The organism is Tianweitania aestuarii (assembly GCF_018457165.1).
GTDB lineage: Bacteria > Pseudomonadota > Alphaproteobacteria > Rhizobiales > Rhizobiaceae > Tianweitania > Tianweitania aestuarii.
In genome coordinates, this window is record NZ_JAFMNX010000001.1 from 296,661 (window position 1) to 313,142 (window position 16,482).

The 16,482-nt window shown below is 61.8% G+C and carries 23 protein-coding genes; 10 read left to right on the forward strand and 13 right to left on the reverse strand.

The window, feature by feature from the left end:
- The first annotated feature begins 15 nt into the window (after positions 1-15).
- From def to truA, 3 genes are read left to right on the forward strand one after another with little or no spacing between them, the layout of a single operon-like run.
- The gene (gene def / locus JYU29_RS01445; protein WP_213983005.1) at positions 16-561 is read left to right on the forward strand and encodes a peptide deformylase; all 546 of its coding nucleotides are present in this window, start codon (positions 16-18) and stop codon (positions 559-561) included.
- Positions 561-1,496, forward strand: coding sequence for a methionyl-tRNA formyltransferase (fmt, locus tag JYU29_RS01450; RefSeq protein ID WP_213983006.1), 936 nt, complete (start codon positions 561-563; stop codon positions 1,494-1,496). Before def ends, fmt begins: the two co-directional genes overlap by 1 nt.
- Positions 1,497-1,501: 5 nt before the next feature.
- Entirely contained in the window at positions 1,502-2,266 is a 765-nt protein-coding gene (gene truA, locus JYU29_RS01455) for a tRNA pseudouridine(38-40) synthase TruA (protein ID WP_213983007.1), read from the forward strand.
- Here truA and JYU29_RS01460 read toward each other — a convergent pair.
- From JYU29_RS01460 to dapD, 4 genes are all read right to left on the reverse strand, one after another.
- Positions 2,250-2,843, reverse strand: a complete 594-nt coding sequence (locus JYU29_RS01460) for a transporter (RefSeq protein ID WP_213983008.1) — start codon at positions 2,841-2,843, stop codon at positions 2,250-2,252. The two genes, truA and JYU29_RS01460, sit on opposite strands and share 17 nt — an antisense overlap.
- A 2-nt stretch (positions 2,844-2,845) precedes the next feature.
- A complete protein-coding gene (dapE, locus tag JYU29_RS01465; protein WP_213983009.1) occupies positions 2,846-4,033 on the reverse strand; it encodes a succinyl-diaminopimelate desuccinylase in 1,188 nt (395 codons plus the stop codon).
- A gap of 67 nt (positions 4,034-4,100) precedes the next feature.
- Positions 4,101-4,472, reverse strand: a complete 372-nt coding sequence (locus JYU29_RS01470; RefSeq protein ID WP_250157230.1) for a DUF805 domain-containing protein — start codon at positions 4,470-4,472, stop codon at positions 4,101-4,103.
- Positions 4,472-5,326: a 2,3,4,5-tetrahydropyridine-2,6-dicarboxylate N-succinyltransferase gene (gene dapD / locus JYU29_RS01475; protein ID WP_213983011.1), complete on the reverse strand. Its 855-nt coding sequence runs from the start codon at positions 5,324-5,326 to the stop codon at positions 4,472-4,474. Before dapD ends, JYU29_RS01470 begins: the two co-directional genes overlap by 1 nt.
- A gap of 176 nt (positions 5,327-5,502) precedes the next feature.
- Here dapD and JYU29_RS01480 point away from each other — a divergent pair, with 176 nt between their 5' ends.
- Complete coding sequence (locus tag JYU29_RS01480; RefSeq protein ID WP_213983012.1) at positions 5,503-6,366, forward strand: LOG family protein; 864 nt, start codon at positions 5,503-5,505, stop codon at positions 6,364-6,366.
- A gap of 104 nt (positions 6,367-6,470) precedes the next feature.
- Positions 6,471-6,656: a hypothetical protein gene (locus JYU29_RS01485; protein ID WP_213983013.1), complete on the forward strand. Its 186-nt coding sequence runs from the start codon at positions 6,471-6,473 to the stop codon at positions 6,654-6,656.
- Positions 6,657-6,666: 10 nt separating this feature from the next.
- Here JYU29_RS01485 and JYU29_RS01490 read toward each other — a convergent pair whose 3' ends face one another.
- Complete coding sequence (locus JYU29_RS01490) at positions 6,667-7,374, reverse strand: pyrimidine 5'-nucleotidase (protein WP_213983014.1); 708 nt, start codon at positions 7,372-7,374, stop codon at positions 6,667-6,669.
- Between the two features lie 112 nt (positions 7,375-7,486).
- Here JYU29_RS01490 and JYU29_RS01495 point away from each other — a divergent pair, with 112 nt between their 5' ends.
- Complete coding sequence (locus JYU29_RS01495; RefSeq protein WP_213983015.1) at positions 7,487-8,392, forward strand: EamA family transporter; 906 nt, start codon at positions 7,487-7,489, stop codon at positions 8,390-8,392.
- A gap of 3 nt (positions 8,393-8,395) precedes the next feature.
- Here the strand turns inward: JYU29_RS01495 and JYU29_RS01500 are convergent, their stop codons facing one another.
- Genes JYU29_RS01500 through argB form a run of 3 tightly spaced genes read right to left on the reverse strand, consistent with a single transcriptional unit; the run spans position 8,396 to position 9,777 of the window.
- Positions 8,396-8,647 (reverse strand): DUF2442 domain-containing protein, encoded by a 252-nt coding sequence (locus tag JYU29_RS01500; RefSeq protein ID WP_250157133.1) that lies wholly within the window; start codon positions 8,645-8,647, stop codon positions 8,396-8,398.
- Positions 8,631-8,882 carry a DUF4160 domain-containing protein gene (locus JYU29_RS01505; protein WP_213983017.1) on the reverse strand — a complete coding sequence of 84 codons (252 nt, stop codon included), beginning with the start codon at positions 8,880-8,882 and terminating at the stop codon, positions 8,631-8,633. Before JYU29_RS01505 ends, JYU29_RS01500 begins: the two co-directional genes overlap by 17 nt.
- 4 nt (positions 8,883-8,886) lie before the next feature.
- Complete coding sequence (gene argB, locus JYU29_RS01510) at positions 8,887-9,777, reverse strand: acetylglutamate kinase (protein ID WP_213984195.1); 891 nt, start codon at positions 9,775-9,777, stop codon at positions 8,887-8,889.
- A gap of 152 nt (positions 9,778-9,929) precedes the next feature.
- On the opposite strand from argB, the gene JYU29_RS01515 reads away from it, so the two are divergent.
- From JYU29_RS01515 to msrB, 4 genes are all read left to right on the forward strand, one after another.
- Entirely contained in the window at positions 9,930-10,469 is a 540-nt protein-coding gene (locus JYU29_RS01515; RefSeq protein WP_213983018.1) for a sigma-70 family RNA polymerase sigma factor, read from the forward strand.
- Complete coding sequence (locus JYU29_RS01520) at positions 10,466-11,188, forward strand: anti-sigma factor (protein WP_213983019.1); 723 nt, start codon at positions 10,466-10,468, stop codon at positions 11,186-11,188. Before JYU29_RS01515 ends, JYU29_RS01520 begins: the two co-directional genes overlap by 4 nt.
- A 93-nt stretch (positions 11,189-11,281) precedes the next feature.
- On the forward strand, positions 11,282-11,833 hold the full coding sequence (locus JYU29_RS01525; RefSeq protein ID WP_213983020.1) for a fasciclin domain-containing protein: 552 nt from the start codon (positions 11,282-11,284) through the stop codon (positions 11,831-11,833).
- 182 nt (positions 11,834-12,015) lie between these two features.
- Positions 12,016-12,525, forward strand: a complete 510-nt coding sequence (gene msrB, locus JYU29_RS01530; RefSeq protein WP_213983021.1) for a peptide-methionine (R)-S-oxide reductase MsrB — start codon at positions 12,016-12,018, stop codon at positions 12,523-12,525.
- Positions 12,526-12,538: 13 nt separating this feature from the next.
- Here msrB and yihA read toward each other — a convergent pair whose 3' ends face one another.
- The 5 genes from yihA to rpmH form a co-directional block, all read right to left on the reverse strand.
- The gene (yihA, locus tag JYU29_RS01535) at positions 12,539-13,192 is read right to left on the reverse strand and encodes a ribosome biogenesis GTP-binding protein YihA/YsxC (protein WP_213983022.1); all 654 of its coding nucleotides are present in this window, start codon (positions 13,190-13,192) and stop codon (positions 12,539-12,541) included.
- Positions 13,189-13,800, reverse strand: coding sequence for a CatB-related O-acetyltransferase (locus JYU29_RS01540; RefSeq protein ID WP_250157231.1), 612 nt, complete (start codon positions 13,798-13,800; stop codon positions 13,189-13,191). The genes yihA and JYU29_RS01540 overlap by 4 nt, the downstream gene beginning before the upstream one ends.
- A 93-nt stretch (positions 13,801-13,893) precedes the next feature.
- Positions 13,894-15,741, reverse strand: coding sequence for a membrane protein insertase YidC (gene yidC / locus JYU29_RS01545; RefSeq protein WP_213983024.1), 1,848 nt, complete (start codon positions 15,739-15,741; stop codon positions 13,894-13,896).
- Complete coding sequence (gene rnpA, locus JYU29_RS01550) at positions 15,725-16,159, reverse strand: ribonuclease P protein component (RefSeq protein WP_213983025.1); 435 nt, start codon at positions 16,157-16,159, stop codon at positions 15,725-15,727. The genes yidC and rnpA overlap by 17 nt, the downstream gene beginning before the upstream one ends.
- Before the next feature lie 21 nt (positions 16,160-16,180).
- On the reverse strand, positions 16,181-16,315 hold the full coding sequence (gene rpmH, locus JYU29_RS01555) for a 50S ribosomal protein L34 (protein ID WP_189503577.1): 135 nt from the start codon (positions 16,313-16,315) through the stop codon (positions 16,181-16,183).
- Between the last annotated feature and the right edge of the window lie 167 nt (positions 16,316-16,482).

A 16,482-nucleotide genomic window follows, 5' to 3' on the forward strand; every position in this document is an offset into this window, starting at 1 on the left:
CTTAGGTGAACACCCATGTCTCTCCGTCCTCTTGTTATCCTTCCCGACCCGTTGCTGCGCCAGGTTTCCACGCCGGTGGAGCGTTTCGACGCCGACCTGAAACGCTTTTCCGACGATATGTTCGAAACCATGTATGACGCGCCGGGCATCGGGCTCGCCGCCATCCAGGTTGCCGAACCGATCCGTATGCTGGTGATCGACCTTGCCAAGGAAGACGAGCCGAAGCTGCCGCAGGTCTTCATCAACCCGCAGATCCTCACGCGTTCGAACGAGATCAACGTGCATGAGGAAGGCTGTCTTTCAATCCCCGACTACTATGCCGACGTGGAGCGCCCCGCCGCCATCACCGTCGCGTATCAGGATCTCGACGGCAAGAAGCACGAGATCAACGCGGACGGCCTGCTCGCGACCTGTTTGCAGCATGAGATCGACCATCTCGATGGCGTTCTGTTTATCGACCATATCTCGCGCCTGAAGCGCGACATGGTGGTGCGCAAGTTCAAGAAGCTCGCCAAGGATCGCCCGCCGGTGGCCCGCTCATCGTCGCCCATGGTTGGCTGATGGCGCTGCGCCTCATCTTCATGGGCACGCCGGTTTTTTCGGCGGCCACGCTTGAGGCGATTGCCGAGGCCGGGCACGTGATATCAGCCGTTTATACCCAGCCGCCGCGGCCTGCCGGTCGTCGCGGTCTGGAACTGGTTGCTTCCCCCGTGCAGACCGTGGCCGAGCGCCTCGGGTTCGAGGTTCGCAGCCCCGTATCCCTGAAAAGCGAGAGCGAACAGGCGGCCTTTGCCGAACTGAAGGCCGATGTCGCCGTGGTGGTGGCGTATGGCCTTCTTTTGCCGATGCCGATCTTGCTCGGCACGCGGCTCGGCTGCTTCAACGGCCATGCCTCGCTTCTGCCGCGTTGGCGCGGGGCGGCTCCGATCCAGCGTGCGATCATGGCGGGCGATGCGCAAACCGGCATGATGATCATGAAGATGGATGAAGGGCTGGATACCGGCCCGATTTGTCTGGAACAGCGCGTTCCGATCACGCCCGAAATGACGGCCGGCGATCTGCATGACCGCTTGATGCAGGTTGGCGCGCCCTTGATGGTGGACGCGCTGAAACAGCTCGAAGCGGGCACGCTGCCGATGCGCTCGCAGCCCGCCGAAGGCACGACCTATGCCGCCAAGATCTCGAAGACCGAAACGCGTATAGACTGGACGCGTGCGGCAAGCGAGATCGACGCCACGATCCGTGGTTTGGCGCCTTTCCCCGGCGCGTGGTGCGAGGTGGAGCTCGGCGGCAAGGTCGAGCGGCTGAAACTGCTGCGCTCGGTAAAGGCTGATGGGTCGGGCGCGCCCGGCACGATCTTCGACGGCGACGGTCTCGTTGCCTGCGGTGACGGTGCGGTGCGCTTGATCGAGGTGCAGAAAGCGGGCGGCAAGCCGATGGCGGCGCGCGATTTCCTCAGCGGTCATCGTTTCGGTGCCGGCACCCGGCTCGTTTGACGGCGATGCCGCGCTACCGCCTCGATATCGAATATGACGGCAGCGCCTTTGCCGGCTGGCAGATGCAAACGGGCCTGCCCAGCGTTCAGGGCGCGATCCAGGACGCGATCCAGGCTTATTCCGGCGAAGAGGTGCGCATTCAGGGTGCAGGGCGCACCGATGCCGGCGTGCACGCAACGGGACAGGTCGCGCATGTCGATCTGAGCGAGCCGTGGCCGGCGCGCACCGTGATGGGAGCGATCAACGCGCATCTGCGCATGGCCGGCCACCGGGTCGCGATCCTCAGCGCAACAGAGGTGGATGAAAGCTTCAACGCGCGCTTTTCCGCAACCGGACGGCATTACCGCTATCGCATCATCAACCGTCGCGCGCCGCTGGCGCTCGATGTCGGTCAGGCCTGGCTCGTGCCGCGCATGCTGGATGCGGACGCAATGGCGCAGGCTGCGCAGCGGCTCGTCGGCCGGCACGATTTCACGACCTTCCGATCCGTGCATTGCCAGGCCAAGAACCCCGAACGCACGCTGGACAGGCTGGATGTGGTGCGCAGCGGCGAGGCGATCGACTTCATCGTGTCCGCGCGCGCCTTTCTTCATAATCAGGTGCGCTCGATGGTGGGCACGCTGAAACGCGTGGGCGAGGGTGCCTGGACGGCCGACATGGTTCAGGATGCGCTGGAAGCGTGCGACCGCAAGCGCTGCGGGGCGATGGCGCCGGCAGACGGGTTGTTTCTGACCGGGGTGGATTACGACGCGGTCACGCCGGGATCGTAAGACCGAGCATCGGCTGCAACAGGATCACGAGCAGGATCGACAAGAAGGTCATTCCCACGAAAACCGCGATCGTGGTGCCGACTTCGGTGTTGAGCGACGCCTGGGTGATGCGCCAGGAAAACAGAAGCGATGCGAGAAACAGCATGAAGCCGAGCACATCGGCGAAGCTCCTCGAATCCGGCGAAAACAGCGACATCAGCATGATCGGCAAACCGAGCCACATCATGATCAGCGTGCCCCAGTTCGACACCACGACATAAGGCGCAAAGCGCTTCGAGATGCCGATAGGGCGGGCAATCAGCGCCAAAGCGATCAGCGGCACCAGCCAGTTGGCGAAATCAACAAAAGCGAGCCGCAGGACGATCGAGAGCTTGCTCTGGTCGATACCGCCCTCGGTCAACATCGCGGCACTCGTGACCCAGGCTAGAAGCAGAGGTGGGAGGGTCAGCGGGATCGCCCAGAAGGAATCCCAAAAGCCGTCGGCCGATACGTCGAGACGGTTCAGCGCATCCTTGCGGCCGAGCATGACGGACCAGGCGCCGGCAACCGAATTCTGGATTGCCTCGCCGCTCAGCATGATCAGGCAAACCAGTCCTGGAGGAAGCGTTCGTAGATCTTGGTGAGACCTTCAAGGTCGGACAAGGCGACGCGCTCATCCACCATATGCATGGTCTTGCCGACGAGGCCGAATTCCACGACCGGGCAATAATCCTTGATGAAGCGCGCATCCGACGTGCCACCGGACGTGGACAGAACGGGCTTGGCACCGGTCACGGCCTCGATCGAACCGGACAAGGCGGCAATCAGCTTCTCGTCACGGGTAAGGAAGACGTGGCTTGGCCGGTCGGTCCAGGCGAGATCGAAGGAAACGGGATCTTCCTTGCCGGGGCGCAGCCGCAGGTCTTCGGCAGCACGATCGAGCCGGTTATGCACTTCGGCCTGCAGGCTTTCGGCGCTCCAAGTGTCGTTGAAGCGGATGTTGAAGGATGCGATGGCGCGCGCCGGAATGACGTTGGTGGCACGGTTGCCGACATCGATCGTGGTGATTTCCAGATTGGTTGCCTGGAAGTCGGTTGTGCCTTCATCGAAGGCGGGATCGAGCAGGGCATCGCACAGCGTGACGAGGCCGCGAACCGGATTGTCGGCGAGATGGGGATAAGCGGCGTGGCCCTGGCGGCCATGAACGGTGATCGTGCCCGAGATCGAGCCGCGCCGGCCGATCTTGATCATGTCGCCGAGCGCGTCGGGATTGGTCGGCTCGCCAACAATGGCGGCATCCCAGGTCTCGCCCTTGGCGGCCGCCCATTCGAGCAGCTTGCCCGATCCGTTGATGGACGGGCCTTCCTCGTCGCCGGTGATCAACAGCGAGACCGAGCCCTTAGGTGCGCCATGGCGCTCGATGTGACGGGCAAGGGCTGCCACGAAACAGGCGATGCCGCCCTTCATGTCGACGGCGCCGCGGCCATACATCTCGCCACCGGCAATGGCTGCCGCGAAGGGCGGATGCGTCCAGTCGGCTTCATCGCCCACCGGCACGACGTCGGTATGCCCGGCAAACATCAGATGCGGTCCGTTGCCGGACAAGCGCGCATAGAGATTTTCGACATCCGGCGTGCCGGCTTCCGAAAAGACCGGGCGTTCCACGCCGAAGCCCATCGGCGCGATCATGGCTTGAAGCGCGCTCAGCGCGCCGCCTTCTGCCGGCGTGACAGACGGGCAGCGGATCAGGGTTGCGAGATTGGCGACGGGATCAGTGGGCAGGCTCATAGACCGATGGAATATGGAAGAGCCTGCCCGCCTGCAAGAGGCTGCCTGGTTGAAAGATGCAGGCGTGTCAGTTCGGCAGATTGGTGGTCGGGCCGAACCGGTTTTCACCGGGCGTGCCTTTCAGGATGCACAAGGCGATGAAGGCAAAGAAGTTCAGGATTGGCACGAACATGCTGACGGCCCAAAAGCCGGGCTGATCCATGTCATGAAGGCGCTTGGCGGCAAGCGCTGCCTGGCACCAAAGCGACACGAACACGACAACAGCGAGGATCGTGCTCCAGAAATCCAGACCCCGCGCCAGTTCCTGGGCGATGCTGACGCGATACAGCACGAACATCGTGACCACCACCATCGCAAGGCCGCCGAGAAGAAAGGCCTTGCGATTGATGCGGCCACGAAAGCCGAAAAACAGCCAGAGAATAGAGGCGTCGCTGCCCATCACGCGCGCAGCAACTCGTTGATGGATGTCTTGGAGCGGGTCTTTTCATCGACGCGCTTGACGATCACGGCGCAGTAAAGAGCCGGGCCGGGCTCGCCATTGCCCATCGCCTTGCCGGGCAGGGCGCCTGCGACAACCACCGAATAAGGCGGCACTTCGCCATAGGTGATCGAACCGGTTTCGCGGTCCACGATCTTCGTGGACTTGCCGATGAAGACGCCCATGCCAAGGACGGATCCCTCGCGGATGATGCAGCCTTCCACGACTTCGGAGCGCGCGCCGATGAAGCAGTTGTCTTCGATGATGGTGGGGCCAGCCTGCATCGGCTCCAGCACGCCGCCGATGCCCACGCCGCCCGACAGATGGACGTTCTTGCCGATCTGGGCGCAGGAGCCGACGGTTGCCCAGGTGTCGACCATCGTGCCTTCACCGACATACGCGCCGAGATTGACAAAAGACGGCATCAGGATCGCGCCCGGTGCAACGAAAGCGGAGCGGCGCACGATGGCGCCGGGAACGGAGCGGAAGCCGGCTTTCTCGAATTCGTTGGCGCTCCAGCCGTCGAACTTGGATGCGACCTTGTCCCACCACACGGCTTCGCCCGGACCACCCCGGATGATCTCCATCGGGTTGAGGCGGAATGACAGGAGCACGGCCTTCTTCAGCCACTGGTTGACGGTCCAGGAGCCGTCGGCCTGACGCTCGGCGACGCGGGCTTCGCCGCGATCAAGCAGATCGAGCGCTTCATTCACGGCCTCGCGAACGGGGCCGCGCGTTTCTATATGAACGGTGTCGCGGGCCTCGAAAGCCTGTTCGATCGTGGTTTCAAGACCCGACAAGTCGGCTTTCGTCATGGCGTCAACTCCGTTACACCAGCCCTATGAAAGACGCTGGCACTGGTTCTGCAGGAAGGCGCGCGGAACCTATGGCAAGGCACAACAAGGGTCAATCACGCGCATGCCCGCAGGGTGGCGCTATCCAAAACAAGCGGTTCAACCAGCGAAACCGCAGCAAAGGCTAGAACGAGACGATGACGCCCAAAGAAAATGCGGGTTGGACCGCGCTTGCCCATTCCGATGAAGATCTGCAGCGGATGAAGTCCACCCCGGACACGCCTCAAACGCGTGCGCCGAGCTTCCGCCTTGCCTGGAACGATCAGGACTTCCTCACCAAGCGCGATCTGCGCTCCGTTCGCCTGCAGCTGGAATTGCTCAAGCCGGAAATGATCCTGGCGGAAGCCGGTATCTGCTCGACCGTGATCCTGTTCGGCGGCGCGCGAATTCCCGAACCGGGTGGCGACGCCTGGGCGGCCAAGAACGAGACGCAGAAAGCCAACCTGCTCGCCAACGCCAAATACTACGAGGAAGCGCGTGAGTTCGCGCGGTTGGTGTCGCAGCATTCTGCGAGCTACGATCATACCGAATATGTCGTGGTGACAGGTGGCGGCCCAGGCGTGATGGAAGCGGGCAACCGTGGTGCGGCGGATGTCGGCGCGCCCTCGATCGGCCTCAACATCGTGTTGCCGCATGAACAAGCACCCAACCTTTATGTGACGCCGGAGCTTTGCTTCAACTTCCATTATTTCGCTGTTCGCAAGATGCATTTCATCATGCGCGCCAAGGCGGTTGCCGTGTTCCCCGGCGGTTTCGGCACGATGGACGAACTGTTCGAAACGCTGACGCTGATCCAGACCGGCCGCATGGAGCGCGTGCCGGTTATCCTGTTCGGCAAGGAGTTCTGGAAGAACGCCGTCAACATCGACTATCTGGCCGAACAAGGCACGATCTCGCCCAATGACGGCGATCTGCTGACCTTTGTGGATACGGCACAGGAAGCGTGGTCCGTGATCAGCGATTTCTATAAAGATGAAGACAAGGAACGAGCCGCGGAATAAGAACCCGCGCGCTTGGTGGGCCTGTTTGCCAAACGGCAAGGCTTTCTTCACCGGAACCAGGCTTGGTGTCCGGCATTGGCCCTTTGGTAGAAGGAAAGGTTTCGATGTCTGAAGGAACGAACCGGGATAGCGGGTCAACCGGCCGGCAGGATGGCGAACACAGCGCTTCGGCCGATCGCAAGGCCGAACCAGCCCCGTCTTATGGCCGCAGCCGCGGCCTGCATCCGCAAACGCGCGAAGCTTTGGCGCAAGCCGTAAAGCGCGCGGCCACGCAGTTCAAGCGGCGCTGATCAGCGCCGTTCAGTCGAGCTGAGGCAGCAGATCCCGCAGAAAGCTGCCGAGATCGTCGGTGACGAAATCGACGTCATCCGTTTGGTCGGGATCGCGCTCCCAGACTTCCGCAAAGGTCGGCTCGAAATTGTTGGGCACGATCAGCACCGTGGTCATGCCCATAGCCTTCGGAACATGGAGGTTGCGCGCGATGTCCTCGAACATCGCGGCATTGCTGCCTGCGATCTTGTGCAGGCCGACAAAGGCGTCATAGGGCTTGCGATCGGGCTTGGGTGTCAAACCGCCGGCCACGATGTCGAAGATATCCTCGAAATGCTCGAGAATGCCGAGCTGGGTCGCGGTGCGTTCGGCATGGCGGCGATCGCCATTGGTGAAGATGAACTTGCGCCCCGGCAGCGCCTTGATGGCTTCGCCGAGATCGGGATCGGGCTTCAGCCCGGAATAATCGATGTCGTGCGCCTTGGCGAGGAAGTCGTCGGGATCGATGTCATAGCGCGCCATCAAGCCGGCGAGCGTCGTGCCGTAGTCGCGATACAGATCCTTCTGCAGCTTGCGCGCTTCGTCACGCGGCAGGTTTACGAGCGCCTGCACATAAGCTGTCATGTTCACGTCGACCTGCGCAAACAGGTTCGAGTGATGCGGGTAAAGCGTGTTGTCGAGATCAAACACCCAGTCACGGATGTGGGCGAAGCGGGCGGGATCGGGCTGTGTGGACATGGGGGATGTCTAGCCGAACAAGCCGCCGCCTGAAAGCCGCATCTTCGCTGGCCCAAGACCTTGCCGCCGAAACGCCTTGCCGATCGGCCGGGCGTGGGACTAGGGGTGGCTCATGGAACTCTGGATCCCCATCACGCTCGTCGCGGCCTTTTTGCAGAACCTGCGCTCGGTCGGGCAGAAGCATCTCAAGGCGTCGATGGGAACGCTCGGCGCAACCTTCGTGCGCTTCGCCTTCGGTTTGCCCTTCGCGCTCGTCTTCGTGGCCATTCTGCACTGGGGCATGGATATGCGGCTGCCCGCTCTCAACGGCAGCTTCGTTTTGTGGGCCAGTCTGGCAGGGGGCAGCCAGATCCTGGCGCAGTTCCTGCTGATCCACCTGTTTTCCTTCCGCAACTTCGCGGTGGGAACCGCTTATTCGCGCACCGAACCGGCGCAGGCCGCCTTGTTTGGCCTCCTGTTTCTGTCTGAAACGATCAGCTTCGGCGTGCTGGTGGCGATCGCAATCTGCGTCATCGGTGTGATGCTGATTTCGGTTGCACATACGCCGGTCAACCCGCGCTCGCTCGTCACCTCCGTGTTCCAGAAGACTTCGCTGATCGGCCTTGCTTCCGGCATGGGGTTCGGCGTTGCCGCCGTTGGCTACCGCGCCGCGTCCTTGTCACTAGGCGGGCCGAATTTCATGATGCAGGCAGCGGTGACGCTCGTTTTCACGCTCACCATGCAAACGCTGGTGATGTTTGCCTGGATGATCTTCGTTGATCGCGGCGAATTCGAGCGGATGCGCCGGGCCTGGAAGCCCGGTCTATTCGTGGGCGCAACGGGCGCCACCGCATCCTTCGGCTGGTTTTCGGCCATGACCCTGCAGCAGGCCGCCGTGGTGAAGGCGCTGGCGCAGGTGGAAATGATCTTCGCCTTTGCGGCGGCCGTGTTCTTCTTCCGCGAGAAAATCAACCGACTGGAAGTCGCCGGCTGTTTCCTGATCGTAGCGGGGATCGTGGTGCTGGTGCTGTTGGGCTGAAGCTCAGGCCGCGTGCTCGCTTTTGCGAGGCCGTGTGCGATCGCCACGCCCCTCCAACAGCCCTTCAACCAGGATGTCTTCGTCGAGATCTTCCCAATGCAGCCCGCGCGTACTGAGCGTAACAGCTTCGCGCTGCGACTGTGACGCCTTGAGAAGACGGGGGAACCAGGCAAGCGGAACGCCGATCACGCGACCATCCGACAAGGACACCCAGAAGCTGTCCTCATCAAACCTGACCTCAGTTGCTTTCACCAAAGAACGCATTCCACTCGCTCGCAATCAATTGCCGACGATGGGTGATCAATTCGATCAACTCACGCAAGGTTCTCGCGCTGTAGCCATCATTATACGCGACGGAGACTTCAGGCCAAAGCCAGAATTTGGCATCAAGTCCGTCTTTGAGCGCGTGAACATGCATCGGCTCACGAGGGTCGCCTTCGTTCGAATAGAACAGGAACCGAAATCCCTTGTGTCGGAAGACGACCGGCATGGTCTCACGGCACGATCAGCGTGCCGGCACCGTGTTCGGTGAAGAGTTCCAGCAGCACCGAATGGGCGGTCTTGCCGTTGAGGATGACGACGCCCTGAACGCCGCGCTTGATGGCGTCGATGCAGGTTTCGACCTTGGGGATCATGCCGCCCGAGATCGTGCCGTCTTCGATCAGCCGCAGCGCTTCCGCCACCGTCAGTTCGGGGATCAGGTTCTTGTCGGCATCGAGAACGCCTGGCACGTCGGTCAGGAACAACAAGCGCTTTGCCTGCAGCGCGCCGGCGATGGCGCCCGCGAAAGTGTCGGCGTTGATGTTGTAGGTGTTGCCGTCGCGTCCCGGCGCCACCGGCGCAATCACGGGGATCATTTCGGAACGGGCGAGGAGGTCGAGCAGCGTGCGGTCGACTTCAACCGGTTCGCCGACAAAGCCGAGATCGAGCAGTTCGGTTTCGCCCGTTGCCGGGTTGCGATGGGTTTTGGCCGCCTGTTCGGCGAACACCATGTTGCCGTCCTTGCCGGACAGGCCGATCGCCCACTCGCCTTCCTTGTTGATGAGGGCGACGATTTCCTTGTTGATCGAACCGGCCAGAACCATCTCGACGACTTCAACCGTTTCCTTGTCGGTCACGCGCAGGCCGCCGCGGAATTCCGACTGGATGCCGAGCCGCGTCAGCATGGAGCCGATCTGCGGACCGCCGCCATGCACCACGATCGGGTTGACGCCCGATTGCTTGAGCAGGGCGATGTCGCGCGCAAAGGCCTGGCCGAGCGCTGCGTTGCCCATGGCATGGCCGCCATATTTCACGACAACGGTCTTGTTTTCGTAGCGCTGCATGTAGGGCAGGGCTGCCGAAAGAAGACGGGCCTGCTCTTCGGGATTGTTATCCATCGTGATGCTCTGTTTCGCGTGACCGTTGGGAGCGGCTTCTAGCCTTGAAACCGCAGGCGATCAAACCGTTCTGTAATTGTCATGGTGGATGCCGAGCGGCGTTGCCAAAAAGCATAGTGGCTCTATAAATACCTCATGCGCCTTCAGGACCTTGGCGGATGACGCCACAAGACATCACCAAGCTCATTGTTCGGACCTCGATGCGGGATCGGGAGGCGTTTGATCTTCTTTACCGCAACACGTCCGCGAAACTTTTCGGCGTTTGTCTGCGTGTCTTAGGTGATCGTGCGGAAGCCGAAGAGGCGCTTCAGGAAGTTTTCGTCAAGATCTGGACCAAGGCGGATCGTTTTGCGGTTTCCGACCTGAGCCCGATTTCATGGCTGGTTGCGGTTGCGCGCAATCATGCGGTGGACCGGGTGAGGGGACGCAAGCACAAAACGACCGACATCGACGCGGCACTCGACGTGGCTGATCCCAGCCCGACGCCGGAAGCCATGGTCGTCGCCGGCGGACAGCGCGAGCAGGTGTATGTCTGTCTCGATGAGCTGGAAGCGGATCGTGCGGCGGCTGTTCGTGGGGCCTATCTCGATGGCGACAGCTATCTCGATCTGGCGGCGCGCCATAACGTGCCGCTCAACACAATGCGGACCTGGCTGCGGCGCAGCCTTATGAAGTTGAGAGAGTGTCTGGAACGATGAGCGGCGCAGGCGAGATGGAGCGGGAACCGGAGGGCGACGACGTGCTCGCCGCCGAATATGTTCTCGGCCTCCAAACGGCTGAAGAACGCGCTGCTGCCCAGCGTCGCGTGGAGGAAAGCCGCGACTTCGCCCGTCTGGTGGACGGGTGGGAGATGCGGTTCTGGCCATTGGCCGCCGAATTTGTTGAAGTGACGCCGCCGGCCGGCATCAAGGCGCAGATCGACAGGCGGCTGTTTTCGTCGAGCGCGCCAGCCACTGTAAAGCAGGGCTCCGGCTTCTGGAGCAGCCTGGCCGTGTGGCGCACGCTGGCGCTTGGTTCGTTGGCCGCGCTCGTTGCCTTTGTGGCACTGCCCTTTATCGATCCGCCCGCTCCGCAAAGCCGCGAGCAGATGGTGGCATCGCTCGCCGCAGAAGGCAGCAATGTCCAGTATATCGTGATGTATGACAGCCAGACCGGCGAGGTCGGGCTTTCCCACCTGTCGGGTGAGCCTGCGACCGGTCGCGATTTCCAGCTCTGGGTCATCAAGGGAACGAACGCGCCCAAGTCCGTCGGCATCGTGCCGGGCGGCCAGACGGCGCGCATCGCTCTGCCCGACGCCATGACAAAGGCCATGGAAATCGGCGACGTTTTTGCGATCAGTGTTGAACCAGCCGGTGGTTCGCCCACCGGGCAGCCAACCGGACCGGTTGTTGCTGCTGGCGGTTTGACAGAAATCTAGAATAAAAATTTGCGTGGGTGAAACTCACAGCGAAACATCCTCGTATTTCCCTGTACCTTGCCCAATAAAGGGAAAGTGAGAGGAGACTACAAGATGCGTAAGATCACCGCTTCTATCATGACGGCTGCTGTTCTATTTGCCGGCACCGCCTTTGCGCAAGACAATCCGATGGTCGGCGGCGCTCCGATGTATGCTGAAAAGAACATCGTCGAGAATGCCGTTAATTCCAAGGACCACACCACGCTCGTTGCCGCAGTGAAGGCAGCCGGTCTGGTCGACACGCTTTCCGGCAAGGGGCCGTTCACCGTTTTCGCTCCGACCAATGCCGCTTTCGAAATGCTTCCGGCCGGCACCGTCGACACGCTGCTGAAGCCTGAAAACAAGGAAAAGCTCACCAAGGTCCTGACCTGCCACGTCGTTGCCGCTGACGCGATGTCGTCGGCCATCGGCAAGATGATCAAGGACGATGGCGGCGAGCACGACGTGAAGACGGTTGGCGGCTGCGTGTTGAAGGCCAAGATGGACGGCGACAAGCTGACGCTGACCGACGAAAACGGTGGTGTCGCAACCGTGACCATCGCCGACGTGAAGCAGTCCAACGGTGTGATCCACGTGATCGACCACGTTCTTCTGCCAAAGATGTAAGCTTGTAAGGCTTCCTGATGCGCGCGGCTGTTTTGTAAGCTCGCCGCGCGCCCCTTGCCCTGCAGGCCGCCAATGGCCTTGCAGGGTTTTTTGTGTTTCGCGTTATCCTCACCACATGAGAGGGGAGCGGCGAACACGCTGCGCGCATACGTGCCGTCCCCAATGCTTCAGCGAGGTGTCCCATGCCACGACGCGATTTTCTCAGAGGAACCGCAGCCTTTGCTCTTCTGGCTGCTGCCGGATCGTCGCTTTACGCACGCTTCACCGGTGCAGCCAGCGCAGCGGAGCCCCGTTCAAGCTTTCCCGTGCAGAAAAGCGAGGCTGAATGGCGGTCGCAACTGACGCCGCAGCAGTTCACCGTCTTGCGCAAGGAAGGCACGGAGCGTGCTTATACGAGCCCTTTGAACGATGAGCATCGCCGTGGCACGTTTTCATGCGCCGGCTGCGGTCAGGCGGTTTATGCCTCGGACACAAAGTTCGATTCCGGAACGGGCTGGCCGAGCTTCTGGGACGCGGTGCCGAATGCGGTGGGCACGAGCGTGGATCGCTCCTTCATGATGGTGCGCACCGAATGTCATTGCTCCCGCTGCGGCGGGCATCTCGGCCATATCTTCGACGATGGACCGCAGCCCACCGGCAAGCGCCATTGCATCAACGGCGTTGCCATGAGCTTCAAGCCGGCAGCGGCTTGAAGGTCTCGCGGGCTTAGCTGCGCGCGGCGGTCAGGATGGCGTCGCGCACCTCGTCGAGACCCTCGCCCTTTTCCGAAGAGGTCGCGAGCACGCCGGGAAACGCGGCCGGATGCTTCTTGACCTTTTCCGTGGTTTCGCCGAGCAGGCGCCCGACGCCGGGCGTCTTCAGCTTGTCGGCCTTGGTCAGCACGACCTGATAGGACACGGCGGCCTTGTCGAGCAGCGCCATGACTTCCTCGTCGCGCTTCATGATGCCGTGACGGCCGTCGATCAGAAGATACACGCGCTTCAGCGTCACGCGGCCCTTGAGATAATCGAACACGAGCTTGGTCCAGCGATCGACCTGCTCCTTCGGCGCCTGGGCAAAGCCATAGCCGGGCATATCCACCACCGCGATCGGGGGCAGGTTGCCGTTTTCGCCCGAAAAGCCTTCCGGCACGAAGTAGTTGAGCTCCTGCGTGCGGCCGGGCGTGTTGGACGTGCGCGCCAGGCCCTTCTGTTCCAGAAGCGCATTGATCAGGGAGGACTTGCCGACATTGGAGCGGCCGGCAAAGGCCACTTCCGGCGGACCTTCCGGCGGCAGGAACTTCATGTCCGGCACGCCGCGAATGAACACCCAGGGCCGCTTGAACAGGCCGGGCTCGAGGGTGGCGACGGTTTCGGTCATTGTGCGGCCTCCAGGCGGTCGAGGTCGGCGCCTCGGATTGCATCCAGGTTTCGGCTGATCTTGTCGAGCGGCCAGTCCCACCAGGCGATTGCCAGCAGCCGCTCGATCACGGTGTCGTCGAAACGCTGCCGGATCGGCCGGGCCGGATTGCCGCCAACGATCGTGTAGGGCGCAACGTCGGAAACCACAACCGCGCGGGCAGCAATGATCGCCCCGCTGCCGATCGAAACACCCGGCATGATCATGGCCTGCGTGCCGATCCAGACATCGTGGCCGATCGTGGTGTCGCCGCGGTTCTCGGCCGTCCACGTCGCGGGATCGAAGCCGTCTTCCCAGCCATGGCCGAAGATGTTGAACGGGAAGGTCGAAAAGCCCGCCATTGCATGATTGGCGCCGTTCATGATGAAGCTGACGCCTTCGGCCAACGCGCAGAAGCGGCCGATCACCAGCCGGTCGCCGACAAACGGGTAGTGGTAAAGAACGCAGCGCTCGCGGAAATGCTCGGGACCTTGCGGATCGTCGTAATAGGTGAAGTCGCCGATCTCAATGTTCTCGGCGTCTTCCAGCAACGGCTTGAGGAAACCGACGCGCTTATGCGCCGGCGCCATCGGATGCTTGATGTTGGGATTGGGACCCGTCACGGCACGTGTCTCCCTGGCTTGAAAAAGGAAAAGGCCGGTCGGAACCGGCCTTTCGCATGCTTATTCCGCTGCTTTGGGTTTTCGCTTGAACAAGCCGGTGAGATTGTCCCACAGCTCGATCTTGGCGCCCTGGCGCTTCATGATGATCGCCTGCTGGGTCACCGACAGCGTGTTGTTCCAGGCCCAGTAGATCACGAGACCCGCGGGGAAGCCGGCCATCATGAAGGTGAAGATGATCGGCATGTAGTTGAAGATCATCGCCTGGGTTGGATCGGGCGGGGTCGGGTTCATGCGCATCTGCAGGAACATCGTGATGCCCATGATCAACGGCCAGACGCCGATCATCAGGAAGGCAGGCACGGCGTAGGGCAGCAAACCGAACAGGTTGAACACCGAGGTCGGATCGGGTGCCGCCAGATCCTGGATCCAGCCAAAGAACGGCGCATGGCGCATTTCGATGGTGATATACAGAACCTTGTAGAGCGCGAAGAACACCGGGATCTGGATCAGCACCGGCCAGCAGCCCGCCAGCGGATTGATCTTTTCGGTCTTGTAGAGCTGCATCATCGCCTGCTGCTGCTTCATCTTGTCGTCCGCATACTTCTCGCGGATCTCAAGCAGCTTCGGCTGCACCTTCTTCATGTTCGCCATCGACTTGTAGCTCTTGTTGGCGAGCGGGAAGAAGATGGCCTTGACGATCACGGTGGTCGCCAGAATGGCGAGGCCGAAATTGCCGAGCAGCTTGAACAGGTGGTCGATCAGCCAGAACATCGGCTTGGTGATGAAGTGGAACCAGCCCCAGTCGATCAGAAGATCGAAACGGCGAATCTGGCGATCTTCCTCATAGGCGTTGATCGTCTCGACCTGCTTGGCGCCGGCGAAAACGAGCGTTTCCTGCGTGTCGGTGGCGCCGGGCGCGATCGTGACGGCGTCAGACAGGAAGTCCGACTGGTAGCTTGGACGGCCGCTGTCGAAATAGGCATAGCGCGGCTGGAAGGCCTGCTTGCTCGACGGCACCATGGCCGTTGCCCAGTATTTGTCGGTGATGCCGAGCCAGCCATCCGTGGACTTGCCGGGCACGAACTGCTTGTCGTCTTCGAGCGCGGCGTATTTGTGCTCCTGCAGGCCTTCTTCGCCGGTCACGCCGATCAGGCCTTCATGCAGAACATAGGTGCTGGCAACCAGCGGCTTGTCGAAGCGCGTGACGCGGCCATAGGACGCCAGGCTCACCGGCTCGCCGCCATTGTTGGCGACCATGTCGCTGACGGTGAACATGTAGTTCGGGTCCACCGAGATCGTGCGGCGGAAAACCAGACCCTGGCCGTTGTCGTAAACGAGCGTAACGGGCGTTGACGGGGTCAGCGAAGCGTTTCCGCCTTCAACCTGCCAGATCGTGTCGGCACCCGGAAGCGGGCCGACATTGCTGTTTGAAGGTGCGCTGTAGCCGAGTTCAACGAAATAGCCGTTGGGCAGACCGGCGGGGTTCAACAGCTCGATCAGCGGTGAGCTGTCGTCCACCGTAAGATGGTAATCCTTGAGCTTGACGTCATCGATGCGCGCGCCGCGCAGATTGATCGAGCCGCTGAGGCGTGGGGTGTCGACGGGCACGCGGGCGGTGGCGGCGAGCGCCTGTTCGCGCGTCTGCGGCGTTGCACCATCGGTGCCTGGAACGGCCAGATTGCCGCCTGTGGTCGGCGCCAAGGCCGCGCCGCCGATGCCGGTGCCCGATTGCGGAACATTGTCGACCGTGGAGGCCGGCTGACCCTGCTGCACGGCCTGCTGTTCAGCCTCGATCTGGGCGGCCTCGCGCTGCGCTTCCATGCGCGGGTTCATGTAGAACACCTGCCAAAGCGTCAGGATCAGCACCGAAAGGGCGATCGTGATGAAGAAATTACGATTTGTTTGCATGGGAGGTCCTGACCCTGGCTCCGCCCGGATGGGTGCCGGATTGCGGATAATCGCGCGTGGCACGCGAGGCTGGCTTGGCGATACGGCGCGACAGTTCGCCAGCGAGGTCTTCAAAGGGTGCGGCAAGACAATCCTGCCGTCCAACGATCACATAATCGGTGCCGGGCGCCATGCCTTGTGCGGCATGAACCCGAACCGCTTCGCGCAACCGGCGCTTGACCCGATTGCGCACCACGGCATTGCCGACCTTCTTGGTCACCGTGAAGCCGACCCGGGGTGGTTGATCACCCCTGTGGGTCAGCACTTCGAGCAGGAAAAAAGGCCCGCGGCGCTTTTCTCCCTGGCGCACGGCCAGGAATTCGGCGCGCTTCTTGAGCCGAACCGGCGCCGTAGCTCCGGCCCGACCTTTGCCGGACATGGTTTGCCTGCTCTTAGCTGATTAAGCCGAGAGACGTGCGCGACCGCGATTGCGGCGAGCAGCAACAACGGCGCGACCACCCTTGGTGGCCATGCGCGCGCGGAAACCGTGACGACGCTTACGAACGAGCTTGGACGGCTGATAGGTACGCTTCATTTTTTTAATACCGCGGTGTGCGGCCCTTCTTATGGTCCATCATGGATACGAACACCGGTCGTTGCCGGCGCCGCTTAACACGCAATTCTCATTGTTGCGGCGAACCGCATATGAAAAAGGGCAAAGCCACCGGCGCACGAAAATGCGTCGGAGCGAAGCCCGAGCGT